At 54.8% G+C, this 16,502-nt stretch carries 15 protein-coding genes; 7 read left to right on the forward strand and 8 right to left on the reverse strand.

The genetic code is table 11. The features are described from left to right. The 3 genes from H8693_RS07340 to rlmD form a co-directional block, all read right to left on the reverse strand. Positions 1 to 630 carry a CatB-related O-acetyltransferase gene (locus tag H8693_RS07340; RefSeq protein ID WP_249280444.1) on the reverse strand — a complete coding sequence of 210 codons (630 nt, stop codon included), beginning with the start codon at positions 628 to 630 and terminating at the stop codon, positions 1 to 3. 86 nt (positions 631 to 716) lie between these two features. Next, the gene (locus H8693_RS07345; protein ID WP_249280445.1) at positions 717 to 977 is read right to left on the reverse strand and encodes a DUF3781 domain-containing protein; all 261 of its coding nucleotides are present in this window, start codon (positions 975 to 977) and stop codon (positions 717 to 719) included. Beyond that, a complete protein-coding gene (gene rlmD, locus H8693_RS07350; RefSeq protein WP_249280446.1) occupies positions 977 to 2,329 on the reverse strand; it encodes a 23S rRNA (uracil(1939)-C(5))-methyltransferase RlmD in 1,353 nt (450 codons plus the stop codon). Before rlmD ends, H8693_RS07345 begins: the two co-directional genes overlap by 1 nt. A gap of 151 nt (positions 2,330 to 2,480) precedes the next feature. Here rlmD and H8693_RS07355 point away from each other — a divergent pair, with 151 nt between their 5' ends. Next, complete coding sequence (locus tag H8693_RS07355) at positions 2,481 to 3,689, forward strand: DNA recombination protein RmuC (RefSeq protein ID WP_249280447.1); 1,209 nt, start codon at positions 2,481 to 2,483, stop codon at positions 3,687 to 3,689. A gap of 61 nt (positions 3,690 to 3,750) precedes the next feature. On the opposite strand, the gene H8693_RS07360 is transcribed toward H8693_RS07355, so the two are convergent. The 5 genes from H8693_RS07360 to H8693_RS07380 form a co-directional block, all read right to left on the reverse strand. Then, a complete protein-coding gene (locus tag H8693_RS07360; protein WP_249280448.1) occupies positions 3,751 to 4,335 on the reverse strand; it encodes a sugar O-acetyltransferase in 585 nt (194 codons plus the stop codon). A 79-nt stretch (positions 4,336 to 4,414) separates the two neighbouring features. Beyond that, entirely contained in the window at positions 4,415 to 6,184 is a 1,770-nt protein-coding gene (locus H8693_RS07365) for an ABC transporter ATP-binding protein (RefSeq protein WP_249280449.1), read from the reverse strand. A gap of 241 nt (positions 6,185 to 6,425) precedes the next feature. Continuing rightward, positions 6,426 to 6,779: a cupin domain-containing protein gene (locus H8693_RS07370; protein ID WP_249280450.1), complete on the reverse strand. Its 354-nt coding sequence runs from the start codon at positions 6,777 to 6,779 to the stop codon at positions 6,426 to 6,428. A 4-nt stretch (positions 6,780 to 6,783) separates the two neighbouring features. After that, positions 6,784 to 7,149, reverse strand: a complete 366-nt coding sequence (locus tag H8693_RS07375) for a cupin domain-containing protein (protein WP_249280451.1) — start codon at positions 7,147 to 7,149, stop codon at positions 6,784 to 6,786. Between the two features lie 12 nt (positions 7,150 to 7,161). Continuing rightward, positions 7,162 to 7,572, reverse strand: a complete 411-nt coding sequence (locus H8693_RS07380) for a cupin domain-containing protein (RefSeq protein ID WP_249280452.1) — start codon at positions 7,570 to 7,572, stop codon at positions 7,162 to 7,164. Between the two features lie 164 nt (positions 7,573 to 7,736). Between H8693_RS07380 and uvrB the strand changes: the two genes are divergently transcribed. The 6 genes from uvrB to H8693_RS07410 all read left to right on the forward strand — a co-directional run bounded on the left by uvrB (position 7,737) and on the right by H8693_RS07410 (position 16,497). Beyond that, complete coding sequence (gene uvrB, locus H8693_RS07385; protein WP_249280453.1) at positions 7,737 to 9,707, forward strand: excinuclease ABC subunit UvrB; 1,971 nt, start codon at positions 7,737 to 7,739, stop codon at positions 9,705 to 9,707. Between the two features lie 7 nt (positions 9,708 to 9,714). After that, on the forward strand, positions 9,715 to 12,579 hold the full coding sequence (uvrA, locus tag H8693_RS07390) for an excinuclease ABC subunit UvrA (RefSeq protein ID WP_249280454.1): 2,865 nt from the start codon (positions 9,715 to 9,717) through the stop codon (positions 12,577 to 12,579). 712 nt (positions 12,580 to 13,291) lie between these two features. Then, positions 13,292 to 14,278 carry a 2-hydroxyacid dehydrogenase gene (locus tag H8693_RS07395; RefSeq protein WP_249280455.1) on the forward strand — a complete coding sequence of 329 codons (987 nt, stop codon included), beginning with the start codon at positions 13,292 to 13,294 and terminating at the stop codon, positions 14,276 to 14,278. A gap of 100 nt (positions 14,279 to 14,378) precedes the next feature. Then, positions 14,379 to 15,047 (forward strand): lysoplasmalogenase, encoded by a 669-nt coding sequence (locus H8693_RS07400; RefSeq protein ID WP_178620515.1) that lies wholly within the window; start codon positions 14,379 to 14,381, stop codon positions 15,045 to 15,047. 22 nt (positions 15,048 to 15,069) lie between these two features. Further along, positions 15,070 to 15,681 carry a hypothetical protein gene (locus H8693_RS07405; protein ID WP_249280456.1) on the forward strand — a complete coding sequence of 204 codons (612 nt, stop codon included), beginning with the start codon at positions 15,070 to 15,072 and terminating at the stop codon, positions 15,679 to 15,681. Between the two features lie 15 nt (positions 15,682 to 15,696). Then, entirely contained in the window at positions 15,697 to 16,497 is an 801-nt protein-coding gene (locus H8693_RS07410; RefSeq protein ID WP_249280457.1) for an HAD-IIA family hydrolase, read from the forward strand. Positions 16,498 to 16,502: the final 5 nt, after the last annotated feature.

Here is a 16,502-nt window from a genome sequence, read left to right on the forward strand (position 1 = left end):
TCACTGCAGTTTATCCAGCGCGCCCGCCGAAATCGCCGCAATGTTCCGCCGGATTCTCTCCCGGGGCCAATCCCACCATTTCAGCCTCCGCAGGGCGGAAACTGTTTCCTGCGAAAACCGCGGCCGGATGGGCCGCGCCGGAACGCCGCCCACGATGGTATAGGGCGGAACATCCCGCGTTACCAGCGCCCGCGCTCCTATAATTGCGCCGTCCCCGATGGTGACGCCGGCCAGCAGAACCGCTTCATAGCCAATCCAGACGTCGTTGCCGACGACGATATCGCCCCGGTTATCCCAGGCGTCTGCAACATCCCCGGGGTCCAGGCCCCATTCCTCAAAAAACAAGGGAAAGGGATAAGTGGAAAGCGAGCCCAGCGCATGGTTGGCACTGTTGAACAGAAAGCGCACGCCGCTGGCTATCGAGCAGAACTTCCCAATTACCAGCCGGTCGTGGTTGATGGGATAATGATACAGCACGTTTTTCTTTTCAAACAGCGTGGGATCTCCCTCGCAGCTGTGATACATAGTATACTCCCCAACGGAGATATTGGGGTTTGTGACGGCAGCCTTCAGATAAATTGTCTGCCGATCCCCCAAACGGGGATAGAGTTGTTGTTCTGGAACCGTCATATGCAAATCCTCCTCGCATGTTCATTTTTCTCTTAAGCGGTTCCAGCTTTGCCAATGCAGCGCCGCACGGCACACCACCTCTCTTTTTATATCTTTTCGGGATGGGCGGTGATAATCGTATAGCTATCAGCGTTTATGGTGATGACACAGCCCGCCCCATGGACATACCAGTTTTTTCCCTTCCGCACGAAAACCGCGTCCGGCCGCCGCAGCTGCTCCCGGCACCAGGAAGCCGCGTCTTGCTCGCCCAGCGAAAGATTTTTCCGGATCCGTTCCGCTCCCATGGGCGTAGTATGCAGCGCATGGACCGGCACCGGCAGCGCTTTTTCATGTTCTTCCTGCCGCATCATGCCTCCCGGGAAAACAGCAGTACCGTTTCGATATTCGTCGTCTGGGGGAACATATCCACAGGCTGGCAGACCTGCGCCGCCCAGCCCTGCTCCATCAGCAGCGCCGTATCCCGGGCCAGGGTGGCGGGATCGCAGGAAACATAGACCAGCCGTTTAGCCGCCGAATCCGATATTGCCCGGATCACACGCGCATCCATCCCCTTGCGGGGCGGATCGGCAATGATCACGTCCAGCCGTCCTTCCTTTTCCAAAATCTGCGGGAAAATTTCCGCGCAGTCGCCCAGGAGAAACTCCGCATTCTCAATGTTGTTGGCCTGGGCGTTTGCCCGGGCGTCCGCCACAGCCTCGGGAACGATCTCGATGCCCACTACCTTTTGGGCCAGCTGCGCCGCCAGCAGGCTGATGGTGCCCGCGCCGCAGTATAGATCGGCCACCACCTCATCCGGAAAAATCTTCGCAAATTTGAGGACCTGGGTATAGAGCAGCTCGGTCTGCGCATGGTTCACCTGCAAAAACGTATGAAGCGAAATGGAGAAATCCAGGCCCTTGATGGTTTCCACCAGCCGGTCCGTCCCAAAAATCACCTGGGTTTCCCGGCCCAGGATCACGTTGCCGCGTTCCCGGTTCGTGTTCAGAAGAATGCTCAGGATTTCCGGCACGTTGAGCCGCAGGGCGCGGACCAGCTCCCGCTGGTGCGGGATAACCGTCCCATTGATGACAAGAGCCACCATGATATCTCCATAGCTCGTCACCCGCACCACCACATGGCGCACAAGGCCCTCCCCCGTCGTTTCATCATAGGCGGGAACATCGTATTCCTGCATCCAGCGGCGCACAGCCTCCACGCAGACATCCGCCCGCTCGGACTGGAGAAAACAGACTTTGGCGTCTACCACGGTGTGGCTATGAGCCTTATAACAGCCGATCTCCACGCCGTTTTCACCCCGATGCACGGGAAACGCCGTCTTGTTGCGGTAGCGCAGCGGCTGCTTAGCGGGCAGGGGAAAGTTTACGGGCACGGGACATTTGGCGATTTTTTCCATGCAGCTTTTGACCCGCTCATGCTTAATTCCCAGCTGCCCGATATAGCTCAGATGCTGAAGCGTGCACCCGCCGCATTCCCTGAACACCTTGCAGACCGGCACCTCCCGCTCGGGAGATACCTCGGTCACGCTCTCACTGCGGCCCACAGCATAGTTTTTGGCTGTCTTGATGATCTTTATGTCGCCCTTCTCCCCGGGCAGCATATCCGCCACAAACACCGCCATGCCATCCACACGGCCGACGCCCAGCCCATCCACCGTTATATCGCTGATCTCTATTTCCGCCATCTGGTTCTTTGTAAGCATATTTCCTCCCTCATGCCGCTCGCTGCCCGGCGCCATCCTTCTCTTTTGCCGGGTTTTCCCGGCGTTTTATCCATAGATATTATAGCACACATTTGAGTTCCCGGGGAGAGGATGCTATAATGAACCCAACACACACAACGGAGGAAATGGAATGGACCCGATTCTGCTGATTGCCCTTGTCCTGGGGCTCGCCATTCTCGTGCTGCTCATCGTCCTTCTCCTGCGAAAGCCGGCGGATACGTCCGCTCTCCGGGAGGAGATGCGCGCGCTGCGCGGCATGAACGAAAAAGCCCAGAGTCTCTCCCGGCAGGAGATTCTCAGCCAGTTCAAAAACCTGAACCAGATCTCTCTGGCCGCCATTTCCCAGATTTCCTCCAACACGGGGCGGGATCTGGAGGCTATGCGCGCCGCCATGGATCGCCGTCTGGCGGAAATTCAGGCAGAAAATGAAAAAAGCCTCGCCGAACTGCGCCAGACCGTGAACAAAAATCTTTCCGAAACCCTCACGGATTCCCTGGCGGCCTCCTTTCAATCCGTTTCCAGCCAGCTGGAACAGGTTTATAAGAGTATGGGCGAGATGCGGAGCATGACGGCAGACGTGACGGATCTCAAGCGCATTTTGGGGAACGTGAAAAACCGCGGCACCTGGGGCGAGGTACAGCTGGAAAGCCTGCTCTCGGATATCCTGTCTCCCTCGCAATATGCCGCCCAGCTCTCCCTCAGCGGTTCGGCGGAAAAAGTGGATTTTGCCGTCAGGCTCCCGGGGGACGGGGAAAAACCCGTCTATCTGCCCATCGATTCCAAATTCCCCATGGACCGCTATCGGGCGGTTCTGGATGCCGAGCAATATGGAGACGACCGGGCCAAAGCCCTTTCCAGGGAAACCCTCCTCAAAACCGTCCGCGACGAGGCCAAAAAGATCGCCGCCAAATATATTCTCCCGCCGGACACCACGGATTTCGCCGTCCTGTTCGTCCCTTCCGAAGGATTATATGCCTATCTGGCGGCGGCGGATCTCCCCTTTGCGCTGCAGCGGGATTTCCGCATCCTGCTTGCCGGGCCTTCCAATCTTTCCGCGCTGCTCAACAGCTTCCAGCTGGGCTTCCGGACGCTGGCTGTCGAGAGGCAGTCCGGGGAGATCCTAAAGCTGCTGGGCGCGGTGAAAACCTCTTTTGCCGCCTTTTCAGCCCGGCTGGAGAGCACGCAGAAAAGCCTGCGGGCGGCGGAAAACAACCTGGAGCGTGCCTTCGCCGCTTCCCGGGGCATCGAGCGCCGGCTCCAAGGCATGGAGAAAGCCGACCTGTTTACTGCCCGGGAATTGCTGGGAGAGGACTCTTTTCCGGAATCCGGAGAGTCATAACCCTTTATTGCTGTAGGCCAAAGACAAATTCTTCCCGGCGGCATGGCATTCTTTATGAAACTCATCGATTCTCTCTTGCTACCCGGCAGGGATTTCCATAGGCTATACTGTTTGCCGGAATGCTTTTGGTCACGACGCTGCCTGCGCCAATGACTACATTATTCCCAATAGTAACGCCCGGCAGGATGACCGCTCCGCCGCCAATCCAGACATTATCGCCAATGGTCACGGGAGCTGTCTGGGTTCTGCAAAATGCAAAGGAGCCATCACTTCGGGTTTCTCCAAATCGATCTGCCGCGTTTACCGGATGAAAAGCGGTATAGATCTGAACGTTGGGCGCAATCAGCGCATTATCACCGATCGTTATTTTATTGTCATCCAAAAAGGTACAGTTCATATTGACTTCGCAGTTGTTTCCAAAAAAAATATTGTTGCCGTAGTCCACAAAAAAGGGCGGCGTGATCCATAAATCTTTGCCATGTCCGCCTAGCAGACTATGGAGAATACGATTCTTTCCTTCTATATCTGCCGAATCCATTTGGTTAAATTCCCGGATCAAATTCTTAGCCTTATGCCATTGCGTCAGCAACTCCCTGTCTGCACAGTCATAAAGCAGTCCTGCCAGCATTTTCTCCCGTTCGGTCATCCTTCCTCCTCCATTCATCTCATTTTGGAATTATCCATCAATATCTTCTTTCGCAAAATGCAGCTTATCCATGGGCGCTTTACTTTAATCTGCCATAGTACATATCACTGAATATCCCTGGAGTTTGAATCAGATCATCGTATCTGCCGGTTTGCTCAATATTCCCTTTATGCAGCACAATGATTCTATCACAATTCTTCAAGGTTGTGAGCCGGTGAGCTATGGATATAATCGTCATGTTCTGTTCTTCCTTCATCCGCTCAATCTCCATTTGAATATGCTTTTCGGACGTATTATCCAATGCTGAGGTAGCCTCGTCCAAAATGAGTATTTCTGGCTTTCGCAGAAATATCCTTGCAATAGCGATCCTTTGTTTTTGTCCGCCGGATAGATTGTTTCCGCCCTCGGAGACTGCCGTCTCAAATTTATCGGGCAGGCTTTCAATGAACTCATAGATATACGCTTTCCGCGCTGCTTCCTCCACTTCAGGGAGGGATATCTCCCGATCCAGACCATAGCAGATATTTTCATAGATTGTTCCTGCAATTAAAAACGGATTTTGGGGAACCAGGGCAATCATTTTGGAAATATCCTTTCTGGACAAGGAATTTATATCCCTTCCATTGATGAAGATATCCCCTTGGCATTTTTCCAGCCTGCAAATCGCTTTTATCAGGGAGGACTTTCCACATCCGCTCGGACCCGCGATGCCCAGAAACATACCCTTTTGTATATTCAATTCAATTGCGTTAAGTATCGCGTCTCCTTCCTCATAGCAAAATGTCAGATCCCGAATCTCTATGGCCGCAGCCGAATCTCTGCGGTTTTTCTGTGCTTTTTCGGGTACCGTCTCATATGAAAAATCACTGGGCAAATCGGTCATTCTAAAAAAATCTTCCGCTAAAACCATACATTCTGACAATTCATCCAGAATTCTATGCAGCTCCTCCAGAGGCTTGATCAGCTGCGCAAAGCAGAGATATGCCGTCAGGACACTTCCTACGGTTATGATATTCCGCGTTGCAAGGTATGTCGAAATACCGATCATCAGAACTGTAAAAATAGCCTCGTTTATAAATTTCAGGCAGTCATATTTCGCCATCTGCTTATGATGCTTCATTTCTTTTTTCCGCAGAAATTCCGATTTTCCATCAAATCTTTTCTCTTCCACGGCCGTGCTGTCCGCGATCCGAATAACTTCAATACCGTTTAAAAGCTCAACAATCGTTCCATCCATCGCAGATTTGGTTTCCAGGAGTTCGACGCGGATTCCTCTTTGTGTGCTAATCTGGCGGAATACGATGGCCATTCCAATGGGAATAACAAGCAGCATTGGCAATGCCAGTATGACCGGCAGAGTCATGAAAATAACGACGATTGCTGCGATGCTGTTGAATATCGCCGGTGCAAAGTCCATAAACAACAGTTTTTCCAGGTTTACTGTCCCTTCAAGGCAGCGATTCAGCCTGCCGTGGATATTTCCCGTCATATTTTTTTTAAAATAAGACAGTGGCGCTTTCAGCAAAGACCGAATCACAAGTCCGCGAGCTTTTTTCTCGGTTTTCGTCGCAGTGTCTTCTACCAGTACCCGCCTTATAATCTTTATCATTTCATTTCCCACGTTTGCTGCGAGGATAAACAGCAGAAAAGGAATGATGCTTAAGAACTCGATCTGCTTCTGCACCAGAATATCGTCTGTCAACCAGCCGATTGCTTTGGGAGTTATCTGTGACAATCCTGCAGACGCGATCATGATGAGAATAATCACAGCAAAATTTCTTTTCTGTTTTGCATCCAACAGCCCATAAAGCTTCTGTAGTATTTTACGAAACCCTTCTCTATTCTTCATGACATTGCCTCTCCGTTTGACCGCGTTAAAGCGCTTCCTTTATCCATCAACCACCCGGCAAACATTTTAGCTTATACGTTTTTGGCAACGCAAGCATTCTCTCTTGTCAACAAAAAGTGCGGCAAAATATTCTGGTTTTTAAATTATCCTGCTTTCACTGAAAACAAAAAAGCAAGGCGGCAGAATATAACTGCTGCCTTGCCGTTTTGTTTTCTGCTGTCTGCATTCTCGTTTTGTATCATCAGGTGTTGATAATCGTCGCCAGAAACCGCATGGGCTTATCGCTGACATTTTTGATGGCGTGCCAGCTTCCATCCGGGCAGATCGCCGTATCTCCGGCATGCAGCGCAACCTCCGTGCCGTTATCGTTATAGATTGCGTCACCCTCAATGATATAATAGATCTCGCTGGTTCCCACATGCTGGTGGTATCCCAGCTCACTGCCCGGGGGATATTCGATTTCCGTCATGAGCTTATAATGGGCCGGGCGCTCACCCAGCTCCTCGCTCAGCATATCCCGCTGATAGGTGTCGCCCTTGCCGCCCCAAACTTCCGAGCGGACCTGTAATTTCCGGTCTTTTCCATACACAATCATTTTCCTATTTCTCCTCTCCTGATGTAAACATGACGGCCAGGAACCGCATGGGTTCCGTCCCGTCGTTGCGGATGCTGTGGGAGCCGCCGTCATAACAGACCGCCGTATCCCCCGCATGTAGCTTGGTTTCCACGCCGTTATCGTTATATGTCGCTTCGCCAGACAAAATATAATAGATCTCGCTGGCGCCCGCATGGGGATGATAGCCCGCGCCGGTTCCCGGCGGGTATTCCACTTCCATAAACAGCTCACAGTTTTTGGGGGCGTCCGCCGCGTCATAATCAAACATGGCCCGCTGGATCTCCGTTCCCGTTCCGCCCAGAACGGCGCTCTCCTCCACGACCTTGCGGTCTCTACCGTAAATAATCATATTTTGGCTCTCCTATTTTTCCAAATGTTCATATCCTGCCTGATCTACAAACGCGTCAAATTCTTTGGGATCCGACGTAAACATCACTGCTAGAAACCGCAGGGGAGCGGGGCCGTCGTTGGTCATGCAATGGGATTGTCCATCATAGCTCACAGCACTGTCTCCCGGGCCCAGTATGACTTCCGTCCCGTTGTCGTTATACCTTCCTTTTCCCGAGAGAATATAATAGATTTCGCCGGCCCCGTGATGCTGGTGATAACCTGTTCCCGTCCCTGGCGGATATTCCACCTCCATAAACAGCGAACAGTTTTTGGGGGCATCCACAGCTTTATAATCAAATACCGCCCATTCCGTCTCCGTCCCTTGTCCACCAAGAACATTTTTCTCCAGAACCGGCTTTCTGTCTTTTGCGTAAATAATCATCTTTTGCTCCTTTTTTCATTATTCCATATTCCATTGTTTGATAGGGTTTCGCATCTAAACTATATGATACATACTTCAAGTTTTGTTTGCAATACTTATTTTAGTAGTATATTATAGAGAAGAGAAAAAGTTTCGTTTTTGAAACCAAGCAAAGGAGCCGATCTTTGGAAAAATTTGTTCTGTGTTCCAAATATAAGCCCTCGGGAGACCAGCCGGCCGCCATCGCCGGGCTTTCCCAGGGCGTGAAGGACAATGTCAAGCATCAGGTCTGCCTGGGCGTCACGGGTTCGGGCAAGACCTTTACCATGGCCAACATCATCGAGCAGACCCAGCGCCCGGCGCTGATTCTCGCCCATAACAAGACGCTGGCCGCCCAGCTTTGCAGCGAATTCAAGGAGTTTTTCCCGCATAACGCCGTGGAATTCTTCGTGTCCTATTACGATTATTACCAGCCGGAGGCCTATATCGAAAAGCGCGATCTCTATATCGAAAAGGATTCCAGCATGAACGAGGAGATCGACCGGATGCGCCACAGCGCCACTTCCGCCCTTCTCGAGCGGCGGGATGTCATCGTTGTGGCCAGCGTGTCCTGTATCTATGGCATCGGCGACCCGGACGACTACAAAAACGCCACAGTCTCTCTGCGCACGGGCATGACCCTGGACCGGGATGAGCTGATCGACAAGCTGGTTTCCATCAACTTCACCCGGGGCGATATCGAGTTCACCCGGGGGACCTTCCGGGTCCGGGGCGATATTGTGGAAGTCTTTCCCATGGGCATGGCCGATAAGGCCACCCGCATCGAATTTTTCGGCGATGAGATCGACCGCATTCTGGAAGTGGACGCCCTCACGGGCAAACCCCTCCTCCAGGTCAGCTATACCATGATCTTCCCCGCCACCCACTATGCCGTGGGCCGGGAAAAGGTCCTGAACGCCCTGCCCCAGATCAAGGCGGATATGGTGGCCCAGGCCGAGCAGTTTAAGGCCGAGGGTAAGTTCATCGAAGCCGAGCGGATTTTGCAGCGGACTACCTATGACATGGAAATGTTGAAGGAAGTGGGCGGCTGCTCGGGAATCGAAAACTATTCCCGCTATTTCGACGGGCGCAAGGCCGGTGAGCCGCCCTTCACCCTCATGGACTTCTTTCCCGAGGACTATCTCCTGTTTGTGGACGAGTCCCATGTAACCCTGCCTCAGGTGCGGGGGATGTATAACGGCGACAGGGCCCGCAAGGATATGCTGGTGAAATACGGCTTCCGCCTGCCCGCCGCCCGGGACAACCGGCCCCTCACCTTTCCTGAATTCAACGACCGGATCAACCAGGCCATCTATTTCTCGGCCACGCCGGCGGAATATGAGCGGAATCTGGCGGGGAAGGACCATATCTTTGAACAGATCGTCCGGCCCACCGGCCTTCTCGATCCCAAGATATCCGTCCGGCCGGTGGAAAACCAGCTGGACGACCTGCTGGGCGAGATCAAGGCGACGGTTGCCAAGGGCTACAGCGTCCTTGTCACCACTCTCACCAAAAAACTGGCCGAGCGGCTGACGGATTACTACGCCGAAATGGGCATCCGCGTCAAATATATGCACTCGGATATCGACACCATGGAGCGCATTGAGATCATCCGGGGCCTGCGCTTAAAGGAATTTGATGTGCTGGTGGGCATCAACCTCCTGCGGGAGGGTTTGGATATCCCGGAGGTAGCTCTGGTTGCCATTTTGGATGCGGATAAAGAAGGATTCCTCAGAAATGAAACCTCCCTGATCCAGACCATCGGCCGCGCCGCCCGCAACGCCGAAGGGCGCGTCATTCTCTATGCCGACGTGATGACCCGTTCCATCAAGAGCGCAATCTGCGAAACCGCCCGGCGGCGGACGCTGCAGAAGAAATATAACCGGGAACACGGCATTACCCCCACATCCATCTCCAAAGAAGTGGCTGCCAGCCTGGAAATGGCCAGCCAGGTGGCAGAAGAAGCCGGGGAAACCGCCCCGGCCATCGAGTTCGACCGGGAAAAGCGCATCGCCGTTTTGGAGGAGCAGATGCGCCAGGCCGCCAAGGAGCTGGAATTCGAGATTGCCGCCAAGCTGCGGGATGAGATCAAACAATTAAGAGACGAGGAGCAATAGACAATCCATGAACGAATATATCAGCATCAAGGGTGCCCGTGAGCACAATTTGAAGAACATCAGCGTCAAAATCCCCCGGGACAAGCTGGTCGTCCTGACCGGCCTTTCCGGGAGCGGGAAATCCTCCCTGGCCTTCGACACCATCTATGCCGAGGGACAGCGGCGGTATGTGGAATCCCTCTCCTCCTATGCCCGGCAGTTTCTGGGCCAGATGGAAAAGCCGGATGTGGACTATATCGAAGGGCTTTCCCCTGCCATCTCCATCGATCAGAAGACCACCAGCCGCAACCCCCGCTCCACTGTGGGCACGGTGACGGAAATTCACGACTATCTGCGGATTCTCTTTGCCCGGGCGGGCGTCCCCCACTGCGTGAAATGCGGCAAGCCCATCGAGCGGCAGACCGTTGACCAGATGATCGACCAGATTTTGAAGCATGCCACGGATGTGCGCATCAACATCCTGGCGCCGGTCATCCGCGGCAAAAAGGGCGAGCACAAGAAGCTGCTGGCCGATCTGGCCAAGACCGGCTACGCCCGTGTGCGGGTGGATGGGGAGATGCGTCTTTTGGAAGAGGAAATTTCCCTCATCAAAAACAACAAACATACCATTGAGGTTGTGGTGGACCGGATTCGGGTCCGGCCGGACAGTGCCAAGCGCCTGGCAGACTCCCTGGAAACCGCCCTCAAGCTCTCGGGCGGGCTGGTCATCGTCCAGGAAGTGGACAGCGGCGAAGAATTCGTGTTTAACGAGAATTTCTCCTGCCCGGACTGCGGTCTGGGCATCGACGAGATCTCGCCGCGGCTGTTTTCCTTCAATAGCCCCTTCGGCGCCTGTCCGGACTGCACGGGCCTGGGGGTCATCCTCCGGGTAGACGAAAGCCTGGTCGTTTCGGATCCCAACCTTTCGCTGAATCAGGGGGCCGTGAAGGTTTCAGGATGGAACCTTTCGGCCTGGGAAAAATGGAATCACCAGCATATTGCCGCCGTGGCCGATCATTTCGGCTTTTCCATGGATACCCCCTGGAAAGACCTTTCCGAAGAGGCGCGGCACATCGTCCTCTATGGCTCGGGCGACGAGAAGATCAAGGTCAAATATGTGAGCAGCAGCGGCGTATCCCGCTATGAGAAGCCCTTCGAAGGCATCATCCCCAACCTGGAGCGGCGTTTCCGGGAAACCAGCTCGGAAGGCACAAAGGCTGAGATTCAGCGGTATATGGTGGAAAGCCCCTGCCATACCTGCCATGGCAAGCGGTATCGTCCCGAGGCCCTGGCTGTCAAGCTGGGCGGCCTCAACATCGCCGAGCTTTCGGATCTGCCCATCAACGAAATCAAGGACTTTTTGAACCACCTGACGCTGAACGCCAAGCAGCAGGCGGTGGCCTCCCGGGTGCTCAAGGAGCTGAACGCCCGTCTGGACTTTCTGATCAACGTGGGGCTCTCCTATCTGACGCTGTCCCGTTCGGCGGGGACGCTTTCGGGCGGCGAGGCCCAGCGCATCCGCCTGGCAACCCAGATCGGCAGCGGGCTGATGGGCGTGCTCTATATCCTGGACGAGCCCAGCATTGGCCTGCACCAGCGGGACAACACCATGCTTCTTAACACGCTGAAGCGGCTGCGGGATCTGGGCAACACGCTTCTTGTGGTGGAGCACGACGAGGAGACTATGGAGGAGGCCGACTATATCCTGGATATCGGGCCGGGAGCCGGAGCGCACGGCGGCGAGGTCGTCGCCCTGGGGACGCCGGCAGAGGTGGCCGCCAATACGGCTTCCATCACGGGAGACTATCTCTCCGGGCGCAAATACATCCCTCTGCCAAAGGAGCGCAAAAAGCCGGGCAAGGAATTCATCACCATTCAGGGAGCGCGCGAAAACAACCTGAAAAATATCGACGTATCCTTCCCCGTGGGGCTGATGACGGCAGTGACCGGCGTTTCCGGCAGCGGCAAGTCCTCTCTCGTCAACGAAATTCTCTATAAGGTGACGGCAAAGGAGCTCAACCGGGCGCATATGCGGCCAGGCAAATATAAAAAAATTCTGGGGCTGGAGCATCTGGATAAGGTCGTGAATATCGACCAGTCCCCCATCGGCCGGACGCCCCGCTCGAATCCGGCGACGTATACCGGCGTGTTCGACTATATCCGCGACCTGTTTGCCATGACCAACGACGCCAAGGTTCGGGGCTACAACAAGGGCCGCTTCTCCTTCAACGTCAAGGGGGGGCGCTGCGAGGCCTGCAAGGGCGATGGCATCATCCAGATCGGCATGAGCTTCCTGCCCGACGTATACGTCCCCTGCGAGGTCTGCAAGGGCATGCGCTATACCAAAGAGACGCTGGAAGTGCGCTATAAGGGCAAAAACATCTATGAAGTGCTGGATATGACCGTGGAAGAGGCCTATGATTTCTTTAAAAATATTCCGCGCATCGAGCCGATTCTTAAGGTCTTGAAGGATGTCGGCCTCACCTATATCAAGCTGGGGCAGCCCTCCACCACCCTTTCGGGCGGCGAGGCCCAGCGCATCAAGCTGGCCACCTATCTTTCCCGCCGCCAGACCGGCCGCACCCTCTTCATCCTGGATGAGCCTACCACTGGCCTGCATTCCCACGACGTGAAAAAGCTCATCAACATTCTCACGCGTCTGGGGGAAGCGGGCAACACCATTGTGGTCATTGAGCACAATCTGGACGTCATCAAATGCGCGGATTATGTCATCGATCTCGGCCCGGAAGGCGGCGACCACGGCGGCACCCTCGTCGCCCAGGGTTCCCCGGAGGAGGTTGCCGAGATCCCTGAAAGCTATACCGGCCAATATCTGAAAAAGATTCTGGCCCATACCCGCCGGATCGCCGAAGCGCACCAGCAGTCGAAATAGGCGCGTCTGCGGAAAGATATGCGGCAGTAAGGCAAATGAAATTGCCATATTTTCCGGTCGCCCGAAGATCTGCGATTTTATCCCGGCCAGTGGCAGAAATATCCGGGATACGTCCCGCGTATCCAGAGCAGAGCAAGCCGCAGCCAGCTTTGGCTTTGGAGGATTCTCCCATATGTGATTCGCTGCGCCTGGTGGCGGGAGCGGCTATTCCATCGCCTGGATTCCGGCTGGGGAGGCCTCAGATGCCCCGCGCAGAAATGCTATCCCAGCCGCTGCGGAGTCTGTGTGACTGCAACAAGTTTATCGTGCGGATTGCGGCAGTTTCCAAACTTCTCTCCTTGTGGGGATCAAAGCCGTCGCACAGCGGGGCTCCGCCGTCAGGGGTTATCCGCGTCTCTCCAGCCGGAAAGCTTCGTTTTTTGCGGAAAACCGCTGCATGATTGCAAAGTATTATGAGTGCATCCTTTATCTTTGCAGATATAGTGGCAGCGTTATGACCTGCCGCCGAGGTGTTGAGTCACTTGCCGCCGCTCTGCTTTTCGCTCGGCAGTAATTTGCTTTCCTTGCCGGAACGGCGGCAGTGTCAGGGCCCACCGCCGAGGTGATGAATCATATGCCGCCGCTCTGTTTTTCGCTCGGCAGTAATTTGCTTTCCTTGCCGGAACAGCGGCAGTGTCAGGGCCCACCGCCGAGGTGGATATCAGGAGGAATTATGAAAATATTGATTTTGACGTTAAAGGAGCGGGTAGAGCGGTTTTATGATCTCGCCTCTCTGCCCGCCTCCTATTCCCTGATGTTTGCCGGGGATGAGACAGATCCGTCCCGCCTCCTCTCTTTGGGGGAAGATGCAGATGTGATCTTTGCAGACGCCATCCGACCGGTGCCCCGGGAGCTGATCGAAAAGATGCCCCATCTGAAGCTCATCCATTCCGAGGGCGTCGGCTATGATAAAATCGACTGCGCCGCCGCCCGCGAGCGGGGCGTTTTCGTCTGCAACAATGCCGCCGCCAACAGCCAGGCGGTGGCCGAACAGGCTGTTTTGCTCATGCTGGCCTGTCTCCGCCGGACTGTAGAAGGCGACCGGATGGTTCGTGTCGGGCGGCAGATGGAGGCAAAAAGCACATGGAGCCTGGAGGGTATTCGGGAGCTATGGAGCTGCCGGGTGGGCCTCATCGGCCTTGGCGCCATTGGCAGGGAAACGGCCAAACGCCTGCGATCCTTTGACTGCCCGGTCTGTTATTACAGCCGGACGCGCCGCCTGGCAGAGGAAAACGCACTGGGCGTCACCTATGCGCCGCTGCCCCAGCTCCTTTCCCAATGCGATATCGTCAGCCTGCATCTTCCTTCCGCGCCGGATACTTTTCAGTTCATGAGCCGGGAGAATTTTCGCCAGATGAAGCCCGGCAGCATTCTCATCAATACTTCCCGGGGAGAGCTGATGGACGACAGTGCCCTCATCGCTGCGCTCCGATCCGGGCGACTTGCCGGGGCGGGGCTAGATACTCTCGCCCCCGAGCCCGTGTGCCCGGAGCATCCCCTTTTGCAGCTGGAGGAGCCATATGCCAGCCGGATTGTCTTTTCGCCCCATATTGGCGGCGTCACCGTCCAGGCATTCCGCTCCATGCACCGCTCGGTTTGGGAGAATATCCGCCGGATAGAGCAGGACATGCGCCCGCTCCATATCGTAAACGGGCTGTAACAAAACAGAAAAAACAGGTTTTCCTGCCGCGGCAAGAATTTACATTGCCGCGCTTTTTGTTTATAATAGAAGCGGACAATTGAAGGAAGGTGTGTTTCATATGTTGGGTTGGGTCATTGCCATTTCGGCCCTTTTGCTTATTTTTTCTGTCTGTCTGATCGTCTCGGAATACCGCCATGGACCCCGGGAACGGTATATTTATAAAACCCTGGCAAGCCTCATGTTCGTCGCCCTGGGCGCCATCGGCCTCTATCTGCATCACTGGGAAGCTCTTCCCATCGTCCTGGGCCTTCTCTTTTCCTTTGGCGGGGATGGATTTCTGGCCCTCTATGACCATAAAAAGCATAATTATGATTTCTATCTGGGAATTGCAACCTTTTGCCTGGCCCAGATCGCCTATAGCTGGCACGCGCTGGAGGGAGGCTATACTATGTGGGAACCCCTGCTCCTGGCCATCGGGCTGACGGCGCTTGCCGCGGTTGGCATTCATCTGTTCCAGATGAAGCTTCGGGGCGGATTTCTGGCGGCAATTCTCGTCTATTCCCTGCTCCTCACCTTTGCATTCTCGGCGGCACTTTTCCGGTATTTCAAGGACCCCGGCCCGGCTACGCTGCTCCTGGCGGTGGGCAAGGCGCTGTTTCTGGCCTCGGATGTGTTCCTGCTCTTCAAATATTTCTATTCCCGTCCCCACCGCCATCTCACGGCCTGGAACCTGTCGACCTATTATGTGGCCCAGCTTCTGCTCTGCCTGAGCATCACGGCGGTCTGACCCCAAGAAAGGAACCCTTGCCATGAAAAAGCTCATTCCGCTCCTTTTGGTTTTGCTCCTGCTTTTTGCGGGATGTCAGGAAGCCTCTGTTTTGGAGGATGACCCCTCCACTCCGCTGGTTACCGTGGAAGGGGAAACCATTTTTACCGTGCAGGATCTCTCCTATCTCATGATCGAACAGGAGGTTTCCCATGAGGTTAAGGGCACCTCGCTGAAAACCGAAAAAGAAGTGTTTGAAGAGGCGGCGGAACAGCGCATCCTGGCCTATATCGCGGAAAAGCTGGGCGCTGCGGAGGATCGCAGCTTCTGGGAGGAGGAATTCGATTCCCATATGGAAGAGATTCAGGATACGGATATCTATGCCGAAGAAAAGGAGCTTTCGGATACCCTGCAGGAACGCCTGGGCATGGATGACGAGGCTTATAAGGACTGGACGGTGGAAAAAAATGTGGACGCCGCCAGCGCCGAAAACCTCATCGACGAGATCACCAACGATTATCAGACCATTCTGGATCCCGTGGAGCTGGAGGAAAACACACGGAAAAACCTGGAGGCGCTGGCGGAAATGTATGACGCCCGCATTCAGTATCCCGGCTTATCCGAGGAAAAGCGCACCTTCCTCCATGTCCTTTAAGAGGAGGCGGACTTCATGGCGGCATCACTTCGCGATCTGCAATGCTTTATTTTTGATATGGACGGCACCATCAACCTGGGGGAAACGCCCATCGACGGCGCAAAGGATCTCATCTCTTTTCTTCAGACCCGGCGCATCCCCTTTTTCTTTTTCACCAACAATTCCTCTGCTTCGCCGGAGGCTTATGTGGAAAAGCTGCAGCGGCTGGGTTTTTCCGGCATCGGGCGGGAACAGATCGTTACCTCCGGCGACGTGATGGCGCATTTTCTCAAGCAGAAATTTTCCCATCCCCATATCTATCTGGCCGGGACCCCGTCTCTTGCAAAGCAGCTCCGGGAACAGGGAATCGCCCTGCTTCCTCCGGATACCCCCTCGGCGGATGCAGTGGTGATCGGCTTTGACACGACCTTTTCCTTTGAAAAGGCCACGGTTGCCTGCCGTCTCATTGCCGCGGGCGTTCCCTTTTTCGCCACCAACATCGACCGGGTCTGTCCCCTGGAGGCCGGGGCCTTTCTCCCCGACTGCGGCTCGATCTGCGCCATGCTGGAGCATGCCACCGGCGTCGCGCCCAAATTCGTGGGCAAACCCTTTGCGGAAACTGTGGATTATATTTTGGCCAAGGCGGGAACCCCGCCGGAACGGACGGCTATGGTGGGGGATCGGCTGTATACCGACATCGCCACGGCAAAAAACGGCGGCATTGTGGGCATTGCCGTCCTTTCGGGGGAGATCAGCCAGGCGGATATCGACGCCTCCCCCATTCAGCCGGATTACACCCTTTTTAGTGTCAAGGAGCTATATGAAGCCATTCGATAAAAGGA

Source organism: Guopingia tenuis (genome assembly GCF_014384805.1).
GTDB classification, from domain to species: Bacteria; Bacillota; Clostridia; order Christensenellales; family Christensenellaceae; genus Guopingia; species Guopingia tenuis.